The sequence below is a fragment of the Ochrobactrum sp. Q0168 genome (genome assembly GCF_016427605.1).
Classification (GTDB): domain Bacteria; phylum Pseudomonadota; class Alphaproteobacteria; order Rhizobiales; family Rhizobiaceae; genus Brucella.
Window position 1 is genome coordinate 143745 of the sequence record NZ_JAELXQ010000007.1, and the last position, 22383, is coordinate 166127.

Sequence of the window (22383 nt, forward strand, 5' to 3'; positions counted from 1 at the left end):
TTAGTTCTTGCCGGTGAAGTCCACTCCATCAAGGGTGGTTGGAAGCTTTGCGCGATCCACACCAATCCACTTTTTGTAGAGACCGTCGAGTGAACCGTCCGCCGTATGGCGCGTGACAAAATCATTCAGATAGTCGAGTATTTCCTGATCGCCCTTGCGTACCGCCATTGCCTGGAAATTGTCTGCGACCTTGTATTTGCGACCGTAGTTGCCGCTGTTGCCGGTCTTGTCGATCACCAACCCATAGGTCACGCTGCCCAGAATTGCGTCAACCTGACCCGACAGGAGCGCCTGAACGGTGGTCGCATCGTCATCGAAGCGCTTGATCTGCGTGTTGGCGGGCGCGACCTTTTTCAGGACCGGCTCGAAAACGCTGCCGCGATTGACGCCGATGATGTATTTGCCGAGGTCGTCATTGCCCTTGATATCAACGTCGTTCTTGCCCCAGACAGTGATGTCATTTGAGGAATAGGGAATGGCGAATTGAATGACCTTGGCGCGCTCTGGCGTGATGGTCATGGATGGAACGAGAAAATCGACCATGCCATTGGTGAGAAGCGGAATACGGTTCTGACCGGTAATGCGCTCGAACTTGATCTGAACGCCCAGTTCCTTGGCGATTAGGTCAGCAACATCGACGTCATAGCCTCCATTTTTGCCGTTCTCGTCGATAAAGCCCCATGGAAACTGGTCCATCTGCACACCGATGGTAACGGTGCCCTTGGCCTTGATTTCCTCGGGCGTAGCGGCGCCAGCCGCCGTGGCGATGCACACGGATGCGAGCAGACCGAACGCGAAGCCGAGTGAAGCCTTGGAACGAGCGAAACTTGAATTGAACATGTTCTTACCTCTGGTTGTTTTATTGTTATTCAACGGGATGCGTTCATCCGCTTTTCAATCCGGGCGCTGTAATAGGTGAGCGGAATGCAGATCACGAAGTACACAAGGCCGACAGCGCCGTAGACTTTGAGTGGCTCGAAGGTGATGTTCGCCATCAACTGACCCGAGCGTGTGAGTTCGGTCAGGCCGAGCAGAGCCGCAAGGGCGGTGCCTTTGATCAGATTGACCAGAAAGCCAATCGTTGCGGGCAGGCCGATGCGAAAGGCTTGGGGAAGCACGACATCCGACATGCGGCGGACATAGCCGATACCAAGCGCGCGGGCCGCTTCATCCTGTCCTGCCGATACAGCCTCGATGCTGCCCCGCCAGATTTCACCAAGAAACGCACTGGTATGGAGCGAAAGACCGATAATGAGCGCGACCCAGACATCGACACGAATGCCGAGCAACGGCAGGCCGAAATAGACGAAGAAAAGCTGAATTAGCAGCGGTGTGCCCTGAAAGATCTGGATATATGTCGCCATGAAATAGCGGAGCCATTTCTTGTTGCTGGTGCGTCCGAGGGCCACGATGAGACCACAGGCACCACCGAAGACGAAGGCGAGGAGTGACAGGATGACTGTCCAGCGAGCCCCTTCAAGAATGAACAGGAATTCTGCAAAGCCGAAACTGCGTATCATCGGTCTGCCTCACTTCGTCGGGTATGAAAAGTAAGGTCTGCCAATGAGTTGGAGAACAATGGAAAAGAACTGCGAAAGCGCGAGATAGATAACGCCGAGTGCGAAATAGACTTCGAAGCTGCGGAACGTCTCTGAATCGATCATTTGACCTACATAGGTGAGTTCTTCCGCAGAAACTGAAGCCACCAGGCTGGAATTGAGCATCATCAAAATGAACTGGCTGCAAAGCGCAGGGTAAACCGCGCGAATGGCGGGTCGGAAGATGATGAAGCGATAGACGTCAAATGTGTGAAGACCAAGCGCTCGTCCTGCTTCTACCTGCCCCTTCTTGATGGACTCTACCCCGCCGCGCACGATTTCTGCTGCATAAGCTGCGCAATTGAGCGTCATGGCGAGAATTGCCGCCTGTGTGGCTGTCAAGGTGACGCCAAGAGATGGCATTCCGAAGAAGATGAAAAATACCTGCACCAGAAACGGCGTGTTGCGGATCAATTCGATATAGGCAAATGCCACCCGGGATACGGTTCGTATCAAGCTCATGCGCATCAACATGAAGACAATGCCGAGCATCAGCCCAAGCGCCATCGAGATGGAGGATATCTTTAGGGTTTGTAATGCGCCGCTGAGCAGCAGTGGCCAGGCCGCCAGAACCGGCCCCATATCGAAACTATATTGCATTGGCAAGCTCCCGTTATTTCGTCTGGTTCCCCTTTGTGGTTAGTGATTGAGAATCTGGCCCAGAAATGCCTTGGCGCGTTCGTGCTTCGGATTGCCGAAAAACTCTGTGGGAGGGGCGCTTTCGATAATCTCGCCGCGATCCATGAAGATGACACGGTGCGCAACGGCGCGCGCAAAACCCATTTCATGTGTTACGCAGATCATCGTGATGCCGTCGTCCGCAAGCGAGATCATGGTATCGAGGACTTCTTTCACCATTTCAGGATCAAGCGCTGATGTGGGTTCATCAAACAACATGATCTTTGGCCCCATGCAAAGCGCGCGAGCAATGGCCACACGTTGCTGCTGACCTCCGGAAAGCTGGGCTGGGTATTTGTTGGCCTGTTCGGCGATATGCACCCGCTTGAGAAAATGCACGGCTTTTTCTTTGGCCTCGGCTGTTGAAGCCTTATGCACGCGGCGCGGCGCCAGCATGCAGTTTTCAAGTACGGTCATATGGGGGAAAAGGTTGAACTGTTGAAACACCATGCCGACGTCGCGCCGGATATGATCGACGTTGGCCCCTTTGTTGCCTAGTCGTGTTCCATTCACATCGATGGTGCCGTCCTGAATCTCTTCAAGATGATTGATACAGCGAATAAGCGTTGATTTACCCGAACCGGAGGGGCCGCACAGAACGATATGCTCGCCCTGCTTCACGTGTAGATCCACATTCTTGAGTACGTGAAGCTGGCCATACCATTTATTGACCGCGCTCATCGTGATGGCTTGTTCAGACATCTATCTCTCGCTTCATATGTGTAGGCAGAACGGAAATCGCCCGCTCAGGGCTGAACTTCAAAAATGGCGTCGACTTCGACAGCAAATCCGCGCGGCAGAGAGCCTGCCCCCAATGCGGTGCGGGCATGTCGGCCTTTCTCGCCGAGAACTTCGACCAGAAGATCGGAGGCGCCATCAATAACGGCGGGATGGTCTTTGAAGCTGGACACGGCATTTACAAAGCCGCGCACCTGCAAACAGGCTGAAATGCGGTCGAGATCGCCATCAACGGCCATTGAGGCACGTGCCAGAAGATTGAGCGCGCAGACACGCGCTGCCTGATAGGCCTCCGCTATATCCATAGTGTCGCCGACGAGGCCCAGATAACAGTTAACACCGTCGACGCGTGGCACCTGTCCGGAAATGTAGAGTATGCTGCCACTCAACCGAAACGGAACATAGGTTCCGCTCGGGGCCGTCACACTGGGCAGGGCAAGGCCTAACTTCGCCAGTCTGGAAGAAACGATTCCCATCTCGAATTCCCCTGTTTTTGTTCGCCTGTTCTGCAATTGCTGTAGCACGGAACTGCCCGCAACTGCGTAGTGATAATATCACATGGCGTCTTGTTGTGATGTTAGGTTTGCTGAAATAATATCACTTGTCAAGAATGAATCTCAGGCGTCTATTTTGGTGAGAAAGCGATTGAGATTAGGCATTATGCTATAGAAAACAGCATGTTGATCAATCTTAGAGCGAATTCAGAGGGTTGCGTCGCCTAAACTGAATATCTACTTTTGTCGGTGCATTTTGTTCCGATAGTACCCGTTCGGTGCTCTAATGGGCGTCAGATTGGTTGGTAAAGCGAAGTGTGATTGTTAGAGATAATATCACTAATTTAATGATAGTATCTTGTCTTGGGCGTGCTAACCGCGTATCACCATGGAAAGACAATATTTTCTACCAGGATAGGCTCATATTGAAATCACTGACTGCGCGAACGATTGAGAGCCTCAAGACACTGATCGGCGAGGGTACGCTTCAGGTCGGCGACAAGTTGCCGACCCTTGCCGAACTTGGGGACAAGCTTGGTGTCAGCCGCACGGTTATCCGGGAAGCTGTGGCGGCTCTGCGCTCTGACGGATTGTTGGAAGCAAAGCATGGGGTCGGAATATTCATTCGCGATCCCGGAAAGGCAGTGCCTTCCGTCTCAGACGATTCCATGCTGGAGCCGTTGGCGCGGCTTTCGCTTCCATTCATGGATTTGCTTGAGTTGCGTATGGCTTTTGAAGTCCATGCCGCCGGATTGGCCGCGCAACGCCGGTCATGGGCGCAGGAAGCAAACATGTGGGATGCGCTGAAGCAGTTCGAGGCTTCTATTGAAAATGAAGAAGCGCTGGATGAACTGGACTTCATTTTCCACCGGTCCATATCGGAGGCAACCAATAATCTGGCGTTTATCGAGTTTTTCAGCGTCATGAGCCTGAAAATACTGCCGCAACCGGCCTTTTCGCGGGATCTGAACCCTTCGCTTATCACGCCCGATTATATCCAGAACACGGTCATCGAGCATCGCGCCATTTGTGAAGCGATCAGTGCCGGGAATGCAGAGCAGGCACGTGAAGCGATGCAAGCGCACCTCAATCGCAGCCATCAACGCTATCGCGGGTTCAACGGCGCTTTCGGATCGCCGTTGAGTAATATTGTGGATAGCTGAAACCTAATCAGTAAGCGCTATCGACTGACGGACTATGGCCGCTAACGTCAACATTCGGGCGGTGAGGGCGGTACGACCGGCTGTAAGAACGTGCGCTGCAACTGACCCCAGCCTGGATCGTGCATATGGGCTTCCAGTCCGGCTCGGGCGACCAGCGCACGCGCCTGTGCTTCACCGAAGGCAAGGGCCTCGTGCATATCGGCAGTTAGGACCACGCCGTCCTGCATAATAATCTTGCCGTCGACGATGACAGTATCAACATCGCTGCCAAGAACCTGATGAACCAGCCGATGGAGCGGCATCCAATTGGGTGTCAGATGCGGTTTGCGCATATCGATGATCGCGATATCCGCTTTCTTGCCAGTTTCAAGAGAACCGATCTCATGATCCATACCAATGGCACGCGCCGCGTCGATGGTTATCATCTCGAACACCTTGCCGGGTGGCAGAAGGTATCGGTCGTGATTGTGCAATATATGTTGGGTTGATTGCGCGATGCGCGCGACTTGCAACATATCGAAATGGCGGCTCGGCGCTGCACCGTCGGATGTAATAGCGACAGGCACGCCCCGCGCAAGCATCTGCATAATCGGCGTTGAGCGTCCGGGCGGCGCATGGGTGACGTGGGTGCCGGTTTCGGCGAGGATATCTATTTCCTCATGAGAGATGCCCCAGCAATGCTGCAAATGCACATCGGGACCCAGCAGTGCATGTTCCCTGTCTTGATACGCCATCCGAATTTGTCCGGCAAAGGCATCAGAATGGATGCGCACACCCCATTTGCGCGCCGTTTCGCGAATACGACGCGCTTGCATCCGGTCGTTCTCCGTCAGATTGACCGCGAAATCCGGTGTGGAAGCGTTTGACGGCTCGACCGAAGGGACGATTGTGAAAGGCGTCAGAAAAACCTTGATGCGGCCGTCGGCTGTTCCGTTAAGGCTTTCGATGGTGGCTTCCGCACCCTCAATCATTTCTTCGAATGAAACAGCATGACGCACAGGCTTGCCGCTTTCCCATCGCGTTACCGATTGCGGCCAGGGCAGTCCAGCTGGGCCGACACAGATGATCTCGCGCAGACCGAGTTCCGCATAAGCGCGTGCGTGATTGGCTGCAAAGACCGGATCGTCGCTGCGCGGCATGGAGGTGATGATGCTGGCCGAGGTTGTAACACCAGCGCATAGTCGCTCCAGACCGGAAACGAGGCCATCGGCGTACCAGTAGTCGCGGGTTACATAATGATAATAGGTTGGCGTGACGATCCGCATCCAAAGTGAATTGGTGTCGGCGGCAATGCTGCGGATTAGCGCGTGACCAGCGTGGCCGTGGGCGTCGATGAGACCCGGAATGAGCATCTTGCCCCAACAGTCGATTGTCTTCTTGTCAACATGGCGGGGAGCGAGGTCCTGCGATGTGCCAATATCGACGATTCTGTCGTTCTTGATTGCCACAGCTCCATCTTCTATAATCCGCCGTGTTTTATCGACTGTCACGACAGTCCCGTGAAGCAGTAGCAATCCAGTCATATCTTCCCCTTTTTTATGTCCATGACGACAGCGTTTTACGCTGTGCGGTCTCATATCGATATGTCGATGTTTTTGAACTTAATTGGCGACAATATCGTTGACAATAAAAGAATGGATTAAGATACTGCAACGAAATTCAGTCCAACAATCTTATCGTTATGGATGAGGGGAAAAAGCATGTCGCGTTTAAATAGGTTTTTTATATCGGCCCTGACGGCAGCTGCCATTGCGGCGCCGGCACTGGCCAGTTCTGCCGACGCGACTACGTTACGTTGGGGCAGTCGTGCGGATATCTACTCGCTCGATCCTGATTCCGTCCCATCCACATCCAATCTGGCTTTCCTGAACCACATTTACGAAGGTCTGATCCGTTACGGCCCGAACTTCGAGATCGAGCCTGCGCTGGCTACCGAATGGAAGCTGGTCGATAACAAGTTCTGGCGTTTTACCCTTCGCAAGGGCGTGAAGTTTCACAATGGCGCAGATTTTACGGCTGATGACGTTGTGGCCTCGATGAACCGCGTTTCCGACCCGACATCACCTCTGCGCGGCAATATTCCGCTCTATGTCGGTGTCAAGAAAGTGGACGATTCCACGGTCGATATCGAGGTTTCGGCACCGTCGGCGCTGTTCCTCAACGACTTGACCAATATTTTCATGTTCAACGCCAAGTGGCTGAAGGATAATAACGCCGAAAAGCCGACCGATATCGCGTCCAAGACCGAGAATTATGCAACGCATAACACCAATGGCACGGGCCCGTTCAAGCTCGACAGCCGTGTACCCGATTCAAAGACGGTTCTGATCGTTAATGATCAATGGTGGGACCAGAAAAAGCACAATCTGGATCGCATCGAATACATTCCGATTTCTTCGGCTGCGACGCGCGTTGCGGCACTTCTTTCCAATGAAATCGATCTGGTCGATTCAGCACCCATTCAGGATATTCCGCGTCTGGAATCGACGCCGGGTATCAAGGTCGACAAACGCACCGAGCTGCGCACGGTGTTTATCGGCTTTAACGGCAAGGAAAAGCTTGAGGATGGGCGTCCGAACCCATTCCTGGATGTCCGCGTGCGTCAGGCCGTCGAGGCGGCTATCGATCGTGATCTCATCAACAAGAAAATCATGCGCGGTCTGGCGCGGCCTTCCGGTTCGCTGATTGCGCCGGAAATCGCAGGCTATTCGAAAGCGCTCGACACTTATCAGCCAGCCGATCCCAAGCTTGCCCAAAAGCTGCTTGAAGAAGCTGGCCAGAAGGGACTGACTTTCAACTATCTTTGCATGAATGATGAGAGCATCAACGAGGAAGATATCTGTTCGGGTATCGCCAATATGATGAAACGCGGCGGTTTCGAACCGAGCATCGATATGGGGCCACGTGCCGTTCAGCAGCCTAAGCGCACCAATGGCAAGGCTGATATGTTCAATCTGAGCTGGGCCAATGAGCCGACGCTCGATGCCTATTCGTTGCTTTCGCAGGTGCTTTCTACGCGCAGTGGTTCCACCGGTGTATCCAACTATGGTGGCTGGTCTTATCCTGAACTCGACGAACTGATGAAAAAGGCGGCACAGGAACCTGATACGGCGAAGCGTTTGGCGCTGGAAGAACAGGCGCTGAAAGTTGCCAAGGACAAGGCAATTCTGATCCCGATTCATCAGCAGCCCATCGCTTGGGGCATGCTGGACAAGGTCAAGAGCGTGGATTTCCGGGCCGATAACAAGCCGCGTCATTGGCATACGCAAATGGCCGAGTAAGGCCAGCAAAGCGAAAATAGAAAAGCGCTTCACCTTGGTGAGGCGCTTTTTTTATGTGGTGCACACTCTGGAGATGCGACAATGCTCATTCAAAAGCCGCACTTTGATTGTTGCCCAGAAATGTGGCAGCACCTGACCAATTGTAGAGCATAGTTGTCGACAAATAGGTTATTGAAACTCAAAAAATTGTCTACAATTACGTTGACAACTTTATGTCGACTGGCAATACTCCCTTTCGTGATCTGGGAGGCAGGTCACCTCAAAAGGGAGAAATCAGTATTACCCGCCTTCATGGCGTGAGCAGACACTGAAACGCAGCACCGAAACGGATGCGGCGATGCATGAAAACAGACCTCCGAAAAAGGAGGCGCAAATTTCCAGAAGCGGAGCAAAATCTATGTTAAGAAAACTTGGCCTTGCGGCCACAATGCTGGCTGGGCTGACTTTGGCTGGCCACGCCGAAACGCTCAAATGGGGCGCTGCGCGCGATATTTATTCGCTTGATCCCTATTCTTATGGCGACAGCTATACACTGTCCTTCCTCAATCACATCTATGATGGCCTCGTGCGCTACGACGCCGAGCTGAAGATCGAGCCTGCCCTTGCTGAATCCTGGGAAAATGTTTCCGAGACAGTTTGGCGTTTTCATCTGCGCAAGGGCGTGAAGTTTCATGATGGTGCTGATTTCAATGCCGACGATGTGCTCGCTTCACTGAAGCGCGTGAGCGATCCGGTTTCGCCGCTGCGTGGTAATTTGCCTGCCTACAAGTCCTCCAAGAAAGTGGACGGCTACACAATTGATATCGAGTTGAGCGGCCCCTATCCGCTGCTCCTTAACGACCTCACCAATATTCACATCTTCGATGCGGCCTGGCTGAAGACCAATAATTCGGAAAAGCCGACCGACGTTGGCGCCAAGATTGAAGGTTATGCCACCTATCACACCAATGGTACGGGTCCGTTCAAGCTGGAAAGCCGTGTGCCGGATTCCAAGACCATTCTGGTCAAGAACCCGGATTGGTGGGACAAGACGTCCAAATCAAACATCGACCGCATCGAGTTCAATCCGATCACGTCAGCTGCGACACGTGTTGCGGCACTTCTCTCCGGAGAAGTCAATTTTACGGAAAGTGCGCCATCGCAGGATTTGCCGCGCCTTCAGGCGCAACCTGACCTGAAGGTCATGGAACGTACCGATTTGCGCACTGTCATGATGGGTTTCAATCGCAAGCCGAAACTCGACAACGGATCGGAAAACAAATTCAACGATTTGCGTGTGCGTCAGGCTTTTGCACATTCGCTTGACCGCGACCTGATACAGAAGCGCATCATGCGCGGCAAGTCGCGCACGGCAGGCGCGGTGGTTGCGCCGGAAATTCCGGGCTACACGCCGGAACTGGATACCACACTCGCCTATGATCCGGCCCTGTCGAAGAAGCTTCTGGCCGAGGCTGGCGCTACGGATTTTCCGTTCACACTGGTTTGCACAACTGATGCCTATGTGAACGAGGAAGAACTGTGCCAGGGGCTCGTGAATATGCTGAGCCGGGGCGGCTTCAAGCCGCAGCTTGATATTGCACCAACGGCTGCACAGGCGCCGAAACGCACGGGCGGCAAGGCAGACGTCTATATCATTGGCTGGGCAACTGAGCCGATGCTCGACAGCTATTCGATCCTGTTACAGATGATTGAAACCAAGACCGACAATGCCGGTGTTTTCAACTGGGGTGGCTGGAGCTATCCGGAAATCGACAAGCTGATCATTGAGGCATCCACGGAGATGGATCGCAGCAAGCGGCTGGCGTTGCAGACAAAGGCTCTGCAGATGGTCAAGGACGAGATCGTCATGTTGCCGCTGCATCAACAGCCGATGGCATGGGTCATGTCGAATAAGATTGATCATATCGTCCAGTTGCCAGACAACAAGCCGCGTCACTGGCTGACGCATTTTGCCGAGTAGTCTCATCAAGATGCTCCGGGGCACGCTGTTCCGGGGCATCCTGTTCCCAAGGAATTCACATGCTGGTTTTTATCATCAAGCGTCTGGCCAATGCCATCATGGTTATGCTGGCTGTTGCCTTGCTGGCCTTTTTGATCTTTCGTCTGGCGGGCGACCCCGTCGAGATGATGGCCAACGAACAGATGACGCAGGCCGACCGCGATAATCTGCGTGAGCGTCTGGGGCTTAACGATGGCCTGATGACACAATATACCCGGTTCGTGGTGAACGCCGCTCAAGGCAATTTCGGCATCTCCTATCGTAATGGTCAGGATGTTCTGGGCCTTATCGCCGAGCGCTTTCCGGCGACACTGGAACTGGTTCTGGTGGCGACCTTGATCTCGCTGTTGCTCGGCCTTCCCCTTGGTGTGCTGACCGCGATCAAACGTGGCAAATGGTATACGGAGGGATTGCAGTTTCTCTCCATTGTCGGTGTTTCTCTGCCAAGTTTTGTCGTCGGTATCCTGCTCATTCTGGTTTTTTCGGTCACGCTTGGCTGGTTTCCGGCGTTCGGGCGGGGTGATGTCGTACAGCTTGGCTGGTGGTCTACGGGATTGTTGACGCATTCCGGTCGTATCGCGATTTTGCTGCCGGCCATTGCGCTCTCGCTTTATCAAGTCACACTTGTCATGCGTCTGGTTCGCGCAGAAATGTTGGAAGTGCTGCGTTCGGACTATGTGAAATTCGCCCGTGCCCGCGGTATTCCGCGCTGGCGCATCTATTTCCGTCATGCGCTTCGCAACTGCCTTATGCCGGTTGTGACGATGACAGCGATGAATGTCGGTTCGCTGATCGCCTTCGCGCTGATTACCGAAACCGTGTTTCAATGGCCAGGCATGGGCATGTTGTTCATTCAGGCCGTTACCTTCCTCGATATCCCGGTCATGGCAGCCTATCTCTGCATCATTTCCTTCATCTTCGTTGTGCTCAACACTTTCGTGGACATTGCCTATGCGGTGATTGATCCACGCCTGCGCACGGCGCGTTGAGTTGCCCATGGAACCGATTGTGGAGTCAAAGCCGATGAGCACCCCGACCACGCAAACCACCACCATCTCCCGGCCGTCGTTGGCACAGCGGGTTCGTAAAAGCGACTTGTGGTGGTCGTTCAAACACAGCAAGACCGCGATGATCAGCGCAGCGCTGCTCGCAATCCTGATCCTGACCGCATTGTTTGCACCCCTCATTGCACCGCAAAACCCCTATGATGGCGCTGCACTCGATATGTGGAAAGCAGAGCTGCCGCCTATCTGGGAAGAGGGCGGCGAATGGCCCTTCCTGCTGGGCACCGATACGCAAGGGCGCGATATGCTGTCGGCCATTCTTTATGGTACGCGCATTTCCATCGTTATCGGCATCGCTTCCGTTGTGCTTTCCTTGGTCATCGGCATGAGTGCCGGTTTGGTCTCAGGCTATTTCGGCGGTTTTATCGACAATCTCCTGATGCGCATCGGCGATATCACGCTGTCGATCCCGACCATTCTGGTCGCCATTCTGGTTTCAACCGTCGTGCGACAGATGTTGCCTGTCAGCCTGCGCGAGGTCGGAGCATCCGCGGTTCTCATTCTGGCCATCGCGCTCTCCGCATGGGTGCAATATGCCCGTACTGTCCGCGCTCAGGCCATCGTTGAAACGGGTAAGGATTATGTGTCCGCCGCCCGTCTGATCGGCGTTCCGGCGCGCCGCATCATGGCGAGACATATTCTGCCCAATACGCTGACGCCCATCATGGTGGCGGCAACGCTTAACTTCGGCATGGCCATTCTTACCGAAGCCACGCTCTCCTTCCTTGGTATCGGCATGCCGCCGAGCCAGCCCTCTCTCGGGACTCTGATCCGCATCGGCAACCAGTTTCTGTTTTCCGGTTCCTGGTGGATCGTGCTCTTCCCCGTCATTCAGCTCTGCCTGCTGGTCGTGGCCGTCAATATGCTTGGCGACTGGCTGCGCGATGCTCTCAATCCGAAACTGAGGTAATATCGATGAACAATCTTTTGCTCCGCAATGTGCGCCCTATGGCTGGCGATACATGCGATGTTTTGATCAAGGATGGGAAGATTGCCGGTTTCGGACAGTTCGAGGCAGAGCCGGGTATGGCCATCGAAGATGGTGGTAATGCAATCATGGCACCCGGCCTGATTGATGCGCATACGCATCTCGACAAGACGACCTGGGGCATGCCCTGGCATGTCAATAATCGTGCCGCGATCCTGCGTGAACGTATTGATTTCGAGCGCGAGCACCGGCTGGAAATCGGCCTTGATCCGCATCGCCAGTCAATGCGTCATGCAATCGGTCTTGCCGCCCATGGCGCAACGCATATCCGTAGCCATGTCGATATAGATCCTACTCATGGATTGTCATTGGTCGAAGGCGTCTGGGCAACACGCGAGAAGCTGAAAGGCATCATTGATATCGAGATCGTTGCATTCCCGCAGTCGGGTCTGATGGTCATGCCTGGTACGGAAGAGTTGCTCGATGAGGCCTTGCGTCAGGGTTGTGAAGTTCTGGGTGGTATTGATCCATGCGGTATTGATCGCGACCCAAAGGGTCAGCTCGATATTCTGTTCGCGCTCGCTCTCAAGCACGGCGTACCGATTGATATTCATCTCCATGAGACTGGTGATCTTGGCGCGTTCACGATGGAACTCATCTTTGAGCGTATCCGCGCCAATGGTATGGAAGGGAAGGTGGCGATCAGCCACGCTTTCGCGCTCGGCATGAATGATTATTTGCGCGTCGGCCAGTTGATCGAACAGATCGCCGCTCTGGATGTCGCAATTCTGACGACCGGCGCGCCATCGGCCACAGTGCCGTCGATCAAGCGCCTGAAGGAAGCGGGCGTGCGCATTGGTGGCGGTTGTGATGGCATTCGCGACACCTGGGGACCATGGGGGCAACCAGATATGCTGGATCGCGCCAAGATCATTGGCATGAAAAACGGCGTCCGTTCAGATCATGATCTGGAACATCTCCTGTACATCGTCTCTCAGGGCGGTGCGGATGTGATGCGTCTTGAAAACTATGGTCTGGATGTGGGCTGCAATGCAGACTTTACCCTTCTGACGGGTGAAACACTGGCCCATGCCGTGGTGGATATCGCGCGGCGCCCTCTGGTGGTCAAGGACGGTCGCGTCACTGCACGTAACGGCGTTGCTGTGGTGGAGATGCCGTGATGAACAACGCTATGGATACATTAACGCTTGGTCAGCGACCCGATGGACTGACCCTGATTACCGCCAGTTGGGTGGTGGGGCACAAGGATGGCGGCCATACGCTTTTGCGCAATGGCGAAGTCGCGTTTGAAAACGGTGAGATTGTTTTTGTTGGACATGGTTTCACCGGTGAACTGGCGCGCCGCATCGATTTCGGCAATGCGCTGATCTCGCCGGGTCTCATTGATCTTGATGCCCTGTCGGACCTCGACACCACCATTCTTGGCATAGACAACCATCCCGGTTGGGCCAAGGGCCGCGTCTGGCCACGGTCTTATGTCGAGGCTGGCCCTTATGAGATGTACAGTCAGGACGAGCTGGCTTTTCAAAAGCGCTTTGCGTTCGGCCAGCTCCTGCTGAATGGGATCACCACGGCGGCACCCATCGCCTCTCTATTCTATCGCGAATGGGGCGAAACAGTTGCCGAGTTCGATGCTGCTGCCGAGGCGGCTGGTGAACTGGGGCTACGCGTTTATCTGAGCCCTGCCTACCGTTCAGGCGGCATGGTTCTGGAGGAGCCGGGAAAGATTGTTCCTGTTTTCGACGAAGAGCGTGGTTTTCAGGGGCTGAAAGACGCCGTTGCTTATATCGAGCGCCAGAATGGCCGTCACGGCGATCTGGTGCGCGGCATGTTGGCTCCGGATCGGGTCGAGACTTCGACACTTGGATTGTTGCAACGCACCGATGCAGCTGCGCGCGATTTAGGCTGCAAGTTCCGTCTCCATATGGCTCAAGGCACGATGGAAGTCGATACTGTGCGGATGTTGCACGGCTCGACGGCTCCGGTATGGCTTGCGAAACATGGTCTGCTCAGCGAGCGGATGATTGCACCTCACGCGACGAACGCAACGGATGAAGATCTGGGCCTCTATGCGGCCAATGGCGTTTCCATTGTGCATTGTCCGCTGGTATCGGCACGCAGCGGTTCGATCCTCAAATCCTTCTCCGCTTGCCGCAAGCGGGGGATCAATATTGCCATGGGCACAGATACCACTCCGCCAGATATGCTCATGAATTTGCTGACGGGCCTTATCGCTGGCCGCATCGCCGATGGTGCGCCGGACCGTTTGCGGTCAGCGGATCTTTTTGACGCGGCGACCATTGGTGGCGCAAGAGCACTCGGACGCGGTGATCTGGGTCACCTCTCACCGGGTGCGAGAGCGGATATAGCGGTCTTCGATCTCGACGACACCATCATGGCGGCGACAGTTGATCCCATCACGACCATTGTCACAGGCGGTTCGGGCAAGATCACGCGTGCGGTCTTTGTCGATGGCCGCGCTTCCATGATTAATCGGAAGCTTGCAGGGTTGGACATGGAACAAGCGCGCCGTCAGGCGCAGGCCCAGTTCGACGGGCTTATCGCCAAATATCCCGAGCGCAGCTGGAACCATCCTCCTGTCGCGGAAATCTTCCCTTCCAGCTATCCGATAGAAGGTGATTTCAATGCATGACATGCAAGAACCAGTCATTGAAGTGCGCAATCTGCGCGTGGATTTTCCCGGGCGTCATGGCACGGTTACCGCTTTGTCGGATGTGAGCCTGTCGATCCGCCCCGGTGAAATCCTTGGCGTTGTGGGGGAATCCGGCGCGGGCAAGTCCATGACTGGCTTGGCCATTCAAGGCCTGCTGGAAGCGCCTGGGCATATCGCCGACGGTGAAGTGTGGCTTGGCAAGCGCCGGATCGACACGCTGGATGACCGGGCTATGGAGAAAATTCGCGGCCGTGAAATCGGCGCGATTTTTCAGGATCCGCTCACCTCGCTCAATCCGCTGTTCACGGTGGGCGCGCAGCTTGTCGAGACGATCCGGCGCCATCTTGGTCTTGGCAAGGCTCAGGCGCGTGAACGGGCTATCCAGTTGCTGCGCGATGTCGGCATTCCTTCGCCGGAGGACCGCGTCAACCAGTATCCGCATCAGTTCTCGGGCGGTATGCGACAGCGCGTGGTGATTGCACTTGCACTTGCCGCATCGCCAAAGCTGGTGATCGCGGACGAACCGACGACGGCGCTAGATGTATCGATCCAGGCACAGATCATTTCGCTCTTGCGGAAACTCTGCAAGGAAAAGCAGACCGCCGTTATGCTCGTTACGCACGATATGGGCGTGATTGCCGAAGCGGCTGATCGCATTGCCGTGATGTATGCGGGGCGACTGATTGAGATCGGGCCTGTCGAACAGGTTCTGCATCAGCCGCGTCACCCCTATACACAGGGCTTGATGGCCTCGATCCCGTCGCTTGGTGCGCGGGTGGAAAAGCTGAACCAGATTGATGGCTCGATGCCGCGCCTTGACGCTATTCCCAAGGGTTGCGCTTTCAATCCGCGTTGCAAAGTGGCGGTGCCCCGCTGTCTTGAGGAACGCCCCGAACTCAACCTTATCAGTCAAAACCCCAATCTTGGCGCTAGCGCTTGTTGGCTCAACGCAGGAGGCAGCGTATGACGAACCCGTCGAAAGAAACTGCGGCTTTGACCGTCGAGCGTCTGGTCAAGACATTTGATGTCTCGGCTCCATGGCTCAACAGAGTGATAGAGCGCAAGCCGCGCCAGTACCTCCAGGCTGTCAACGATATCAGCTTTACGGTGCCAGCAGGTGGTTGTCTGAGCATCGTTGGCGAAAGCGGATGCGGAAAGTCAACCGTAGCCCGACTGGTCACTGGATTGCATGGCGCGACAAGCGGCCAGATGCGGTTTGCGCCCGGCAAAAGTGGTGCGCCATTGACGGCGCAGATGATATTTCAGGACCCTTATGCCTCGCTCAATCCTCGTTGGCGCGTCAAGAACATCATCGCTGAACCATTGCGGGAATTGAAACTGCGCAAAACGGCGGCGGAAGTTACCGAGCGCGTGGAGGAACTTCTGCGCACCGTTGGACTTTCACCTTCCGATGGCGAAAAGTTTCCGCACGAATTTTCTGGCGGGCAACGCCAGCGCATTTCAATTGCGCGTGCCTTGGCGAGCGAGCCTGAGTTTCTCGTTTGCGACGAGCCGACTTCGGCGCTGGACGTTTCAGTGCAGGCGCAGGTGCTCAATCTTATGCGACGGTTGCAGGATGAGTTGGGCCTGACCTACCTCTTCATCAGCCATGATATGAGCGTCGTTCGCCACATGTCTGACCGCATCGCGGTCATGTATCTGGGGCGGATTGTTGAAGAGGGCAATACGGAAGAACTCTTCGCGCAGCCACGTCATCCCTATACGCAGCTTTTGTTGCAGACAATCCCCAATATTGAAGCGCCCAATCGCAACCGCACACCGGCAAGCGGTGAAGTTCCAAGCCCGCTGAAGCCGCCTTCCGGTTGCACATTCCATCCGCGGTGTCCGTTTGCGGTGGCGCGCTGTGAGCAGGAAGCGCCGAAGATGCAGACTTTGTCGAATGGCACACGTGTGGCCTGTCATCTGGTGGAAGAGGCCGCAGCCGCTGCCTGATACAGGGTATTCAAGCGCCGCATTGGTCTACCGTTGCATGTTTGAAGCAGGCAACGAGATCTGCGGAAAAGTGCTCCAGTCGGTGTTAAAGCGGGTTGTTAAATTGTCGACAATATGAAATATTATTGTAGATAATAAATCAGGTTTCGGGGACGTGATGGAATTCGATTTTGAAGAGCTGGACCCTCAAAGCCGTTACAGGCTTCTGACGAATTTCATCGGCCCGCGACCGATTGCACTTGTGACAACTCGCTCACCGGCTGGCCACAGCAATGCCGCGCCGATGAGCTTCTTCAACGTGTTTTCGCACGACCCGGCCATTGTCGTTCTGGGCATTCAACCGCGTCTTTCCGGTGAGGAAAAGGACACGCTGGCGAATATCCGTCGCACCGGCGAGTTCGCAATCAGCATGATCGACATGGCATTGTCGGAACAGATGCTGATTTGCGGATTGGGTTTTGACAGTGAGGTCGATGAGCTTGAGATGGCGGGGCTGTCAGCGGCACCCTGCCAGAAAATCGATGTCTCTTTTGCTGAACAGGCACCTTGCACCTTCGAGTGCCGTGTCGAACGTGTGATCGATTATCCACGTCGTGCGCTTATCCTGGGCGAGGTGGTGCATATGCACGTCCGTCGCAATTGTCTGGATGCCGACGGCCATTACGTCGATCCCGAATTCTATCAACCGATTGCCCGGCTTCACGCCGACAATTACATCACTTCAGATCGCCAGTTCGTTTTGAAGGCACCGCCCATCGCCGATTTCGTGAAGCCGGAAAACTAGGCCAGAACGACGGTTCTTCGAGAATTTTTATCATGCACATTCATCTGATCAATCCTAACTCAACAGCGTCTATGACAGCGCAAGCTCTTGATAGTGCTCTGCTCGTCAAACACAGCAGCACCAAGGTCTCAGCTTCAAATCCTGCCGACACGCCTGTCAGCATTGAAGGCGGAGCCGATGAAGCACTGGCGGTGCCGGGCATGCTTGCGGAAATCCGAAAAGGTGAAGCGCAAGGCGTGAACGCCTATGTGATCGCCTGCTTTGACGATCCCGGCCTGCATGCGGCGCGAGAGATCGCGAAGGGTCCGGTACTGGGCATTTGTCAGGCGGCGGTACAGGTGGCCATGACGATCAGCCGGCGTTTTTCAATCATCACGACCTTGCCGCGGTCGGTTCCGATCATCGAAGATTTGGTTAGTGATTACGGCGCAGATCGTCATTGCAGGAAAGTGCGTGCGATCAATTTGCCGGTGCTGGGTCTGGAGGAAGATCCTGCGGAAGCGGAACGGCTTTTGATCAGCGAGATCGAACTCGCCAAGCGCGAAGATCGGGCAGAGGCGATCATTCTCGGCTGCGCGGGCATGACGTCCTTGTGCGATCGGTTGCGGGATGCAACGGGCGTTCCGGTGATCGACGGTGTCGCGGCGGCGGTGAAGCTTGCCGAAGCTCTGGTCGGAGCGGGCTACGCGACTTCGAAGGTGAACACCTATGACTATCCGCGCGTGAAGACGGGCAATAAGGACGCCATCTGCGGAATATGTGCCTGAAATAGAAGCATCACGATGTATTGTTGACAATTTTGTAGGCGCTTTGCGGTTGCAATAGTTGACTTTTTCGGTCGCATCACGCTTCCTGAATCGGAACGGGAGCAAGACCATGACTGATCAGACAGGTGTCTCGACGCAGCAGATTGTTGAGAAAGTATGGCTATCCATTGCCGAGCGCCGTCTGCGTCCGGGGGTGCAGCTTAAAGAAGAGCAGATGGCGACGATTTTTCACGTCAGCCGGGCGCGTATCCGTCAAGCACTTGCCGCGCTTGAGCGGGAAGGGCTGGTCACGATTATTCCCAATCGCGGCGCTTTTGTCTGCAAGCCTACGGTGGAAGAAGCGCGGGACGTGTTCTTCGTTCGCCGCACCGTGGAACGATGCGTGGTCGAGCGCCTTGGGCGTTCTCCGTCAAAGGACAAGATCAAGATTTTGCGCGAACATGTTGCGAAAGAACGTGTCGCCAACAAGAACAACGTCACGACCGATATCATCAAGTTGTCAGGTGGCTTTCATCTGCTGCTGGCCGAACTGACGGGGTCTGATTTTCTGTTTACGACGATGCGCGATCTCATTTCGCGCACCTCTCTCATTACGGCTGTCTATCGCAATACCAACCGCTTCAACTGCGGGCCCGATGAACACGCGGAGATTGTGGAAGCGATTCTGCATGGCGACGTCACAAAGGCCGCCGATCTGATGGCGCACCACCTTGAACATGTGGAATCCGAGCTGGACCTGCGGGAAATCAATGATCTCTCTCATGATTTGAGTGCGGCGCTCGCCTGAACGAGTATGACCGGAGAAGGGCGATGGTTCTTTTTCGCCGATAGCCGTGTGATTGATGGCGGATACGCCTTTACTAAATTATTTCAATAAGTTGTTAGCAAAGTAAGCCAACCGGTTATTGGCCGGTTGGTTCGCTTTCGTACCGTCTGCCTATGGCGCACACGGCGATTTCTCGACCAAAAGCGGAACAAGCTTCGGGTGAAAATGCAAGTTTCATCCCCATAGCAAAGAAATCCACCCACGATCTTGACATATGTCATAAGTTGGAATTAGCTTGATTGAAATTGAGCGGATGTCGCTTCGAGGAGACCCTTACTAGGGTGGAGCACATCGAGCTTGGGAGGAAATATTTGTGACTGGATTGTACACTGCAATCTTCGATTGCGTGATTGCGTACGGCTGTGTTTCAGGTGGAGCATCTGCCTGTCTGTGGTCGGGCGTGGATCAGGAACTGACTTGTGCCTTGCAGGGTTCTTCGCCTGAACTGGTGAAGTCTCTATGAGTTACGAGTTCAGTTTCAGCTTCCTCAGCCAGTATTGGCCGCTGCTGCTCAAAGGCACTTTGGCGACGATCCAGATGTCCCTGATCGTCACGGCGCTGGGCTTCGTGCTGGGCACGATCTGTGCGGTTGCCAGCATCAGCAAATACAAGTTCCTGCGCATTCTCGTGGCGATCTATGTCGAGGCGATCCGCAATACACCTCTGCTCGTGCAGCTGTTTCTGGTCTATTTCGGGCTGTCCTCCATGGGCGTCAAATTTTCCGCCCAGACCTCGGCGCTGATCGGCCTGACCATCAATGTCGGCGCTTACTCAAGCGAGATCATTCGTGCCGGCTTGCAGGCCATTCATCCCGGCCAGCTGGAAGCTGCCGACACACTAGGGCTGTCCCGGTTGCAAATGCTCGCAGGCATTATGCTGCCGCCAGCACTTGAGAAGGTCTATCCCGCTCTCGTCAGTCAGTATGTGCTGTTGATGCTGGCAACAAGTGTGGCATCGCAGATATCGGCTGAAGAGCTGACCGGAGCTGCGTCCAGAATCCAGTCGATGACCTTTCGTTCTTTCGAAGTCTATCTCGTCATTCTGGTGATCTATCTCGTCCTTTCCCTATTGATGCGGGGGCTGTTCAAGCTTCTGGGGTTGGCGTTGTTTCCACGTAAACGCCGTCTTGGCACCAATCTTTAGGAGGTTGGGATGTTTACGAATTTCTCTTGGATTCACATCGAAGTTCTGCTTCAAGGCTTGGTCTGGACAGTTCTGCTTTCGATCATCGCCTTCATATTCGGCGGCCTGCTTGGCTTTGCCGTGGCGCTGGCTGGAATAGCAAAGAACAAGGCTCTGGTTGCTCTGGTCGATGGTTATATCGTTCTGGTGCAGGGCACACCGGTTCTGATCCTGATGTTCATCGTTTACTTCGGTTTGCCGGTCTTCGGCATTGAAGTTTCGTCGCTTTTTGCGGCCAGCGTTGCGATGACGATCTTCGCCAGCGCCTTCCTTGGCGCTATCTGGCGGGGCAGTCTGCAATCCGTGCCGCGCACGCAGTGGGAAGCATCCGATTGTCTGGCTCTGACTGGATTGCAGGGGCTGTTCCTTGTCATCATGCCCCAGGCCATTCGCATCGCGACGCCGCCAACAGTCGGTTTCATGGTTCAGATCGTCAAGAACACGTCGCTCGCATCGATCATCGGCATGGCCGAGATGACCTATATCGGCAAGGAAATCAACGCTTCGACGTTCCAGCCCTTCACGACCTATCTCGTGATCGCATTCTTCTACTTTTGCATTTGCTTCCCGCTCTCAGCGGCCAGCCGGAAATTCGAGAGGATGTACAGTGTCAGCCGTCGTTAAGTTTGTTGACGTTCATAAAAGCTATGGCTCGCTGCCGGTGCTCAGAGGTATTAATCTCGAAATTGAGAAGGGGCAGGTTGTTGCTCTGATCGGGCGAAGTGGTTCCGGCAAAAGCACAGCGCTTCGCTGTGTCGACCGGCTCGAAACCGTCAATAGCGGGGATATCTGGGTTTGTGATCACCGTGTCAGTGATCCCCATCTCAATCTGCGCGCGCTCCGACAGGATGTTGGCATTGTCTTCCAGAGCTACAATCTGTTTCCCCATCTGACGGTTGAGCAAAACATCACTTTGGCGCTGCGCTGGGTCAAGAAACTGACAAGACCAGCGGCGCGGGAAATAGCCGAGACAGTTCTGCGGCAGGTTGGACTGGCGGAAAAGATCGATTCCTATCCCGAACAATTGTCCGGCGGGCAACAGCAGCGCGTGGCCATTGCCCGATCACTTGCGGTGAAGCCGAAGGTCATGCTGTTTGACGAGGTTACCTCGGCGCTCGATCCGGAACTGACCGGCGAAGTGCTAAAGGTCATCGAGGATCTTGCCAGAAATGGCATGACAATGCTGCTCGTCACCCACGAAATGGATTTTGCCAAGCGCGTGGCGGACAAGGTTGTCTTCATGCATCAGGGCCTGATTTGCGAGCAGGGTGGGCCGGCAATTCTGGCCAGCCCGCAAACACACGAATTGCGCAGCTTTGTTGGCGCGCATCACTAACCATCCAATCAAAGCATGTGGTGTCGATGAGGAGCGACACCATCAACAACAGGAGGAGGAAATATGACTATTCTGAACAAAAGAAAATTTCTGGCGATGATGGGTCTTGGCATCGGCATGGCTGCCATGCTGGCGCAGCCGTCCTTTGCCGATCAGCTGGACACAATCCGCCAGCGTGGCAAGCTGCAAGTCGCTATTGATCTTGGCAACCCGCCCTATGCGATGCGCGATGCGAAGTTCCAGCCGACTGGCTCCGAAGTCGAAACGGCACAGTTGCTGGCCAAAGACATGGGCGTGGATATCGAGTTTCTGACAGTCCCGACCTCGGGGCGTATTCCCTTCCTGGTTTCGGGCAAGGCTGATCTGGCCGTGTCGACGCTGTCGATAACAAAGGAGCGGCTTGAGGTGGTGGATTTCAGCATTCCTTATGCTGAAACCGCAATCGTCGTTGCCGCTCCCAAAGAAGCAAACGTGAAGTCCTATGCGGATCTGGCAAATGCGTCGGTCGCCGTCACACGCGGTACGGTCAACGATACCAATCTGACGGAAAAGACGGCGGATGTTTCCGGCGTCCAGATCGTGCGGTTTGAAGATGATCCGACATCGAGCGCGGCGGTCACCAGCGGCCAGATTGCAATCTATGCAACGTCCCGCCCGCTTCTGACCGAGTTGGTCAAGGCCAATCCCAAGCTCGACCTCGAAGAGAAATTTGTCGCCAAGGCTTATCCGCTCGGCATTGCGCTTCGCAAGAACGAGCCAAAGCTCAAGTTATGGATTGACGCCTGGATCAAGACCAATCTCGACAATGGCAAGTTGATCGACATTTACGAAAAATACCACGGCGGTCGTCTGGACCCGCAGAAGCTGCTGGCCAGTGATTTGCCTCGGTCGTGACGA

General features: G+C 54.8%; 22 protein-coding genes. 16 read left to right on the plus strand and 6 right to left on the minus strand.

Going from position 1 to position 22383, the window contains the following annotated elements:
• The 5 genes from JAU75_RS14365 to JAU75_RS14385 are packed head-to-tail and all read right to left on the minus strand — an operon-like array spanning nt 1 to nt 3490.
• On the minus strand, nt 1-840 hold the full coding sequence (locus tag JAU75_RS14365) for a transporter substrate-binding domain-containing protein (RefSeq protein WP_199057193.1): 840 nt from the start codon (nt 838-840) through the stop codon (nt 1-3).
• Between the two features lie 29 nt (nt 841-869).
• Nucleotides 870-1520: an amino acid ABC transporter permease gene (locus tag JAU75_RS14370; RefSeq protein ID WP_078337179.1), complete on the minus strand. Its 651-nt coding sequence runs from the start codon at nt 1518-1520 to the stop codon at nt 870-872.
• A 9-nt stretch (nt 1521-1529) separates the two neighbouring features.
• The gene (locus JAU75_RS14375) at nt 1530-2198 is read right to left on the minus strand and encodes an amino acid ABC transporter permease (protein ID WP_199057194.1); all 669 of its coding nucleotides are present in this window, start codon (nt 2196-2198) and stop codon (nt 1530-1532) included.
• Between the two features lie 39 nt (nt 2199-2237).
• Nucleotides 2238-2978 (minus strand): amino acid ABC transporter ATP-binding protein, encoded by a 741-nt coding sequence (locus JAU75_RS14380; protein WP_199057195.1) that lies wholly within the window; start codon nt 2976-2978, stop codon nt 2238-2240.
• A gap of 44 nt (nt 2979-3022) precedes the next feature.
• Nucleotides 3023-3490: a RidA family protein gene (locus JAU75_RS14385; RefSeq protein ID WP_199057196.1), complete on the minus strand. Its 468-nt coding sequence runs from the start codon at nt 3488-3490 to the stop codon at nt 3023-3025.
• Nucleotides 3491-3933: 443 nt separating this feature from the next.
• Between JAU75_RS14385 and JAU75_RS14390 the strand changes: the two genes are divergently transcribed.
• Complete coding sequence (locus tag JAU75_RS14390) at nt 3934-4671, plus strand: FadR/GntR family transcriptional regulator (RefSeq protein ID WP_199057197.1); 738 nt, start codon at nt 3934-3936, stop codon at nt 4669-4671.
• A gap of 47 nt (nt 4672-4718) precedes the next feature.
• On the opposite strand, the gene JAU75_RS14395 is transcribed toward JAU75_RS14390, so the two are convergent.
• On the minus strand, nt 4719-6194 hold the full coding sequence (locus JAU75_RS14395; RefSeq protein WP_199057198.1) for an amidohydrolase family protein: 1476 nt from the start codon (nt 6192-6194) through the stop codon (nt 4719-4721).
• Between the two features lie 177 nt (nt 6195-6371).
• On the opposite strand from JAU75_RS14395, the gene JAU75_RS14400 reads away from it, so the two are divergent.
• The 15 genes from JAU75_RS14400 to JAU75_RS14470 all read left to right on the plus strand — a co-directional run bounded on the left by JAU75_RS14400 (nt 6372) and on the right by JAU75_RS14470 (nt 22380).
• The gene (locus JAU75_RS14400; RefSeq protein WP_199057199.1) at nt 6372-7952 is read left to right on the plus strand and encodes an ABC transporter substrate-binding protein; all 1581 of its coding nucleotides are present in this window, start codon (nt 6372-6374) and stop codon (nt 7950-7952) included.
• A 397-nt stretch (nt 7953-8349) separates the two neighbouring features.
• On the plus strand, nt 8350-9912 hold the full coding sequence (locus tag JAU75_RS14405) for an ABC transporter substrate-binding protein (RefSeq protein WP_199057200.1): 1563 nt from the start codon (nt 8350-8352) through the stop codon (nt 9910-9912).
• A 59-nt stretch (nt 9913-9971) separates the two neighbouring features.
• Complete coding sequence (locus tag JAU75_RS14410; protein WP_078337171.1) at nt 9972-10940, plus strand: ABC transporter permease; 969 nt, start codon at nt 9972-9974, stop codon at nt 10938-10940.
• 34 nt (nt 10941-10974) lie between these two features.
• Complete coding sequence (locus tag JAU75_RS14415; RefSeq protein ID WP_199057201.1) at nt 10975-11925, plus strand: ABC transporter permease; 951 nt, start codon at nt 10975-10977, stop codon at nt 11923-11925.
• A 5-nt stretch (nt 11926-11930) separates the two neighbouring features.
• Nucleotides 11931-13124, plus strand: a complete 1194-nt coding sequence (locus tag JAU75_RS14420) for an amidohydrolase family protein (protein WP_199057202.1) — start codon at nt 11931-11933, stop codon at nt 13122-13124.
• A complete protein-coding gene (locus JAU75_RS14425) occupies nt 13124-14617 on the plus strand; it encodes an amidohydrolase family protein (RefSeq protein WP_199057203.1) in 1494 nt (497 codons plus the stop codon). The genes JAU75_RS14420 and JAU75_RS14425 overlap by 1 nt, the downstream gene beginning before the upstream one ends.
• Nucleotides 14610-15605 (plus strand): ABC transporter ATP-binding protein, encoded by a 996-nt coding sequence (locus JAU75_RS14430; RefSeq protein ID WP_199057204.1) that lies wholly within the window; start codon nt 14610-14612, stop codon nt 15603-15605. The genes JAU75_RS14425 and JAU75_RS14430 overlap by 8 nt, the downstream gene beginning before the upstream one ends.
• Nucleotides 15602-16591, plus strand: a complete 990-nt coding sequence (locus tag JAU75_RS14435) for an oligopeptide/dipeptide ABC transporter ATP-binding protein (protein WP_199057205.1) — start codon at nt 15602-15604, stop codon at nt 16589-16591. Before JAU75_RS14430 ends, JAU75_RS14435 begins: the two co-directional genes overlap by 4 nt.
• A gap of 157 nt (nt 16592-16748) precedes the next feature.
• On the plus strand, nt 16749-17375 hold the full coding sequence (locus tag JAU75_RS14440) for a flavin reductase family protein (RefSeq protein ID WP_199057206.1): 627 nt from the start codon (nt 16749-16751) through the stop codon (nt 17373-17375).
• A 32-nt stretch (nt 17376-17407) separates the two neighbouring features.
• Complete coding sequence (locus JAU75_RS14445) at nt 17408-18142, plus strand: aspartate/glutamate racemase family protein (protein WP_078337167.1); 735 nt, start codon at nt 17408-17410, stop codon at nt 18140-18142.
• A 109-nt stretch (nt 18143-18251) separates the two neighbouring features.
• Nucleotides 18252-18929, plus strand: coding sequence for a GntR family transcriptional regulator (locus JAU75_RS14450; RefSeq protein WP_078337166.1), 678 nt, complete (start codon nt 18252-18254; stop codon nt 18927-18929).
• A gap of 498 nt (nt 18930-19427) precedes the next feature.
• Nucleotides 19428-20111, plus strand: a complete 684-nt coding sequence (locus JAU75_RS14455; protein WP_109366028.1) for an amino acid ABC transporter permease — start codon at nt 19428-19430, stop codon at nt 20109-20111.
• A gap of 9 nt (nt 20112-20120) precedes the next feature.
• On the plus strand, nt 20121-20774 hold the full coding sequence (locus tag JAU75_RS14460; protein ID WP_078337164.1) for an amino acid ABC transporter permease: 654 nt from the start codon (nt 20121-20123) through the stop codon (nt 20772-20774).
• A complete protein-coding gene (locus JAU75_RS14465) occupies nt 20758-21486 on the plus strand; it encodes an amino acid ABC transporter ATP-binding protein (RefSeq protein ID WP_199057207.1) in 729 nt (242 codons plus the stop codon). Before JAU75_RS14460 ends, JAU75_RS14465 begins: the two co-directional genes overlap by 17 nt.
• 63 nt (nt 21487-21549) lie before the next feature.
• Nucleotides 21550-22380 (plus strand): transporter substrate-binding domain-containing protein, encoded by an 831-nt coding sequence (locus JAU75_RS14470; protein ID WP_247880502.1) that lies wholly within the window; start codon nt 21550-21552, stop codon nt 22378-22380.
• Nucleotides 22381-22383 lie beyond the last annotated feature (3 nt).

What these genes read in the sequence shown, in the direction of transcription:
- JAU75_RS14455 (WP_109366028.1), top strand. Translation starts at nt 19,428, where the DNA reads ATGAGTTACGAGTTCAGTTTCAGCTTCCTCAGCCAGTATTGGCCGCTG.
- JAU75_RS14420 (WP_199057202.1), top strand. Translation starts at nt 11,931, where the DNA reads ATGAACAATCTTTTGCTCCGCAATGTGCGCCCTATGGCTGGCGATACA.
- JAU75_RS14365 (WP_199057193.1), bottom strand. Translation starts at nt 840, where the DNA reads ATGTTCAATTCAAGTTTCGCTCGTTCCAAGGCTTCACTCGGCTTCGCG.
- JAU75_RS14410 (WP_078337171.1), top strand. Translation starts at nt 9,972, where the DNA reads ATGCTGGTTTTTATCATCAAGCGTCTGGCCAATGCCATCATGGTTATG.
- JAU75_RS14395 (WP_199057198.1), bottom strand. Translation starts at nt 6,194, where the DNA reads ATGACTGGATTGCTACTGCTTCACGGGACTGTCGTGACAGTCGATAAA.
- JAU75_RS14450 (WP_078337166.1), top strand. Translation starts at nt 18,252, where the DNA reads ATGACTGATCAGACAGGTGTCTCGACGCAGCAGATTGTTGAGAAAGTA.
- JAU75_RS14460 (WP_078337164.1), top strand. Translation starts at nt 20,121, where the DNA reads ATGTTTACGAATTTCTCTTGGATTCACATCGAAGTTCTGCTTCAAGGC.
- JAU75_RS14405 (WP_199057200.1), top strand. Translation starts at nt 8,350, where the DNA reads ATGTTAAGAAAACTTGGCCTTGCGGCCACAATGCTGGCTGGGCTGACT.
- JAU75_RS14435 (WP_199057205.1), top strand. Translation starts at nt 15,602, where the DNA reads ATGACGAACCCGTCGAAAGAAACTGCGGCTTTGACCGTCGAGCGTCTG.
- JAU75_RS14470 (WP_247880502.1), top strand. Translation starts at nt 21,550, where the DNA reads ATGACTATTCTGAACAAAAGAAAATTTCTGGCGATGATGGGTCTTGGC.
- JAU75_RS14370 (WP_078337179.1), bottom strand. Translation starts at nt 1,520, where the DNA reads ATGATACGCAGTTTCGGCTTTGCAGAATTCCTGTTCATTCTTGAAGGG.
- JAU75_RS14385 (WP_199057196.1), bottom strand. Translation starts at nt 3,490, where the DNA reads ATGGGAATCGTTTCTTCCAGACTGGCGAAGTTAGGCCTTGCCCTGCCC.
- JAU75_RS14440 (WP_199057206.1), top strand. Translation starts at nt 16,749, where the DNA reads ATGGAATTCGATTTTGAAGAGCTGGACCCTCAAAGCCGTTACAGGCTT.
- JAU75_RS14375 (WP_199057194.1), bottom strand. Translation starts at nt 2,198, where the DNA reads ATGCAATATAGTTTCGATATGGGGCCGGTTCTGGCGGCCTGGCCACTG.
- JAU75_RS14425 (WP_199057203.1), top strand. Translation starts at nt 13,124, where the DNA reads ATGAACAACGCTATGGATACATTAACGCTTGGTCAGCGACCCGATGGA.
- JAU75_RS14445 (WP_078337167.1), top strand. Translation starts at nt 17,408, where the DNA reads ATGCACATTCATCTGATCAATCCTAACTCAACAGCGTCTATGACAGCG.
- JAU75_RS14430 (WP_199057204.1), top strand. Translation starts at nt 14,610, where the DNA reads ATGCATGACATGCAAGAACCAGTCATTGAAGTGCGCAATCTGCGCGTG.
- JAU75_RS14380 (WP_199057195.1), bottom strand. Translation starts at nt 2,978, where the DNA reads ATGTCTGAACAAGCCATCACGATGAGCGCGGTCAATAAATGGTATGGC.
- JAU75_RS14415 (WP_199057201.1), top strand. Translation starts at nt 10,975, where the DNA reads ATGAGCACCCCGACCACGCAAACCACCACCATCTCCCGGCCGTCGTTG.
- JAU75_RS14400 (WP_199057199.1), top strand. Translation starts at nt 6,372, where the DNA reads ATGTCGCGTTTAAATAGGTTTTTTATATCGGCCCTGACGGCAGCTGCC.